Raw genomic sequence first — 2904 nt, forward strand, 5'->3', positions numbered from 1 at the left:
GGCACAAAGCCGTAGACTTCACCGAATTCCAGCTGCCCGAGTTTTCTGACTGCTGCTTCATACATGCGGTTTTCCTGCCAGTCCCAGCATTCGCCGGTGTCTTCGTCGGTTGGCAAGATCGTCCGTGTCCGCGTTTCCCGGTTGAGAGGTACCGTTTTTTTGGGGGTCGGCATCGGGTAATTGAGTACTGGCGCTGCCAAATCAAAACATTCAATTTGATATTTCAATAAATTTACGGTTATCGAATTGTGCCTCTCAGACCAAGCGATCAATTCCATTCCGAAAGCATCAAATCCTAAAATACGAGCGTCCGTATGGCTGAAGTCCGTATCCGCCTTGAAGATCAAGGCAGCAAGGGAGCGATATTGATCTGCCGGGCAAAATTGATACCGCCCACCTCGCACCAGACCGTATCCGCGGGTTTTAATGAATTCGGCGTAGGTATTGGATACCCGTTCACACCCTTCTGCAACTTGGCCTTGTGAGGGGAATTGTGCCGGAGTGTAATCTCCAATACGATTTAGTCTTTTTTCGAAGTTTCTTTCTAGCATGTTAATCCTTAGTCACAACTCGATAGTCCGACATTCATAAGATGATCACTTCTACCTGCTGTTCTTAGCTGGTCAGAATAGTCTTTCAATTGACCTGCTCTGGATGCTCCGCTCGGTGTGTTCTTGTAGGTCCAGGCAGGTCCGATCCGTTGATTTTCTTGCGCTCCACCCATTCCTACGTGTTCAGGATCGCCACCTGCAATAATGTCTAAGAAATGGGTTGCGTCCAGATCTGCCATAAGCTCGTCAATTTCATCTTCATCTAGCCCTAAGGCTTTGTCTAAGTATTCTCTGTGCTTGGTCCGAGCCTGCCTCTGCGCCTCACCATTCCCTCTCAGTAGCTTTGTAAAACTACCCTTCTGCCCCGTGTCCCGCCACACCTCCCGGGCGTGGTCCAGAACAGCATGGGCATATCCCATCTCATCCGCAGTCATATTGTTGATTGTATCTTGCTGTTCCCGCAGTTGCCTGTCGAACTCGGCACGGTCAACATTGCGCGGAACGTCAAAACAATCCACTTCGCGGCGCGGGCCGCGCGGATGGTTTGGCCTTTCCGGTTCGTCATTGTCGTTGTTTCCGCTTTCCCGGTCCCTCGGCTGCTGTTCCAGCACCTTTTCAGCCGGGCTGTCGGGGATGTCGCGGTTGGTGTCCGGTGCAAATCCGCCGACACCGTTCTCCTGCGGTTCGCCGTACTTGGCTGCTAGGGCGGCCTGACTATGGGTTCTGTCGACGATCTTCCGGCCGTTCCCGTCCAGTATATCCACCGCAATCTGTCCGGTATTGGGTAATGCCCGGAGACCGAATTTCAAGAAGCGGAGAAACGCAAGGCCTGAGTAAATTTCAGCGGCGACGAAGATGCCGTCAACACCAACTGTGGATACGGCATAGAGAATGCCGCAATCATAATACTTCTGTTTCAGATCCTGCCAGACCGCTGTGAAAAATTCAGCAATCTTGCCTTCGACAACGGACATGTGAAAGGCTGTCTGCTGACCGATCACTTCCAGTTGCTGATCGATCTCCTGCTCGCGCTGACGCAATACTTCGTCGCCAGCGTCGTCTGACAGCCAGTAATCCAAAAGATCAGGCTTTCCTAGCATCAGAATGTCAGCCTGATTTTGCAAGTTATTGGCTGCCATGTAGTGGTCCAAGCCACTGCCAGTCAGAAACGCTTCTATTTGCGCGACGACTTGGTCGCGAAACGCCGCGTCGGTTGCCAATAGGTAAACCGTTTCGAAAAGCGCATAGTACTCATAGACTTTCAGAGCGGTATAGTTTGCGATCGAGCACTGGCTGTTGGCATGCGATGGGAAGGGATCGTCAAGAGCCAGGAATTGCTGCTCTTCGGCCTGAACCCGTTCAGCGGCAGCTTGCAGGTCTGGAAAGCGTTCAGTTATCCAGGGATCGGTGGCTGCCCGCTCGTAGCCCTGGTTTTCTACGGCATAGCTGGATTGCATGGCATAGGGGATCTGCACCGTGCCAGCTGCGCGGCCCAGAACGTTGCGATAGGCCGCAAGCGCGTCCTCATATTCCTGTTTCTCGCGAAGGAATTTCTCTTGAGCGGTTTCAGCCACGGTGCCCCCTCAAAACATCGCCATTTCGAGACCGGTTTCCTGGTCGTCAACGAAGAAACTGCGCAGGACCTCAGGCGAATGTGCAGCGATACTATGCGGGCGGCTGTCAAAATGCTGCGGCAGCGCCGGCACTGCCAGGCCGATGGCTTCAGCCGCCTGAAGGGAAGCCTTAGCGGCTGCGGACAGATTGGCGTCGTCGATCCGGGGGGACAGCACGTGCTGCACCAAGCTGGCCACGTTGGTGATGCGGTTAGCAGGAGACAGGAACACCTCCCGCAAAGAGCTTGCAACGGGAACGCCGGCCTGAACAAAAAACGCTCGCCGCAGCGCATCACGCTGCTGCTGGTTCTCTTTTGCGGCATCGCTCCAGGCGCCGGAGGTGACTTTCAGGGCCATCTGCTCACTCAGTTCAGGTCAATGCGCCCGCCGGTCACCGTGACCGCGGATTGTCCGTTGATGGTGATGTTCACACCGTCCAGCGCGATATTGCCTTCCCGGTCCAGAGTAATTTTGGACTTGCCGACAACGATTTCGTATTTCTCTCCGACATGGGTCACCTTGTTGTTTCCGACTTCCTCCCAGGACCCAACGGCAACACTCTCGTTCTTAACTCCACCAACAGTCACCTGCATGCCGCCCCCAACGGTGACGGCTTTTGCTGCACCTACGATTTCAGTCGAGCTAACCATCACGGTCTCTGCCTTGTTCTTGGCAACGCCGATGATCAGGTTGCCTTCACCCATGTTGAGCGCATCCGGGAGGCCAAGCTTGCTGGTCAT

3 protein-coding genes and 1 pseudogene are annotated in these 2904 nt (G+C 54.2%); all 4 read right to left on the bottom strand.

What is annotated here, in order from left to right; genetic code table 11:
- Positions 1 to 551, bottom strand: a 551-nt coding sequence (locus CLV89_RS22190; protein WP_133166791.1) for a GAD-like domain-containing protein, incomplete at its 3' end; no start/stop codon positions are given.
- An 8-nt stretch (positions 552 to 559) separates the two neighbouring features.
- On the bottom strand, positions 560 to 2125 hold the full coding sequence (locus CLV89_RS22195) for a polymorphic toxin type 15 domain-containing protein (RefSeq protein WP_106165744.1): 1566 nt from the start codon (positions 2123 to 2125) through the stop codon (positions 560 to 562).
- 9 nt (positions 2126 to 2134) lie between these two features.
- Positions 2135 to 2521, bottom strand: coding sequence for a hypothetical protein (locus CLV89_RS22200; RefSeq protein WP_106165745.1), 387 nt, complete (start codon positions 2519 to 2521; stop codon positions 2135 to 2137).
- 8 nt (positions 2522 to 2529) lie between these two features.
- Positions 2530 to 2904, bottom strand: a pseudogene (locus tag CLV89_RS22735) (hypothetical protein); the annotation flags it as partial.

The sequence above is a fragment of the Tritonibacter scottomollicae genome, from assembly GCF_003003215.1.
Taxonomy (GTDB): domain Bacteria; phylum Pseudomonadota; class Alphaproteobacteria; order Rhodobacterales; family Rhodobacteraceae; genus Epibacterium; species Epibacterium scottomollicae.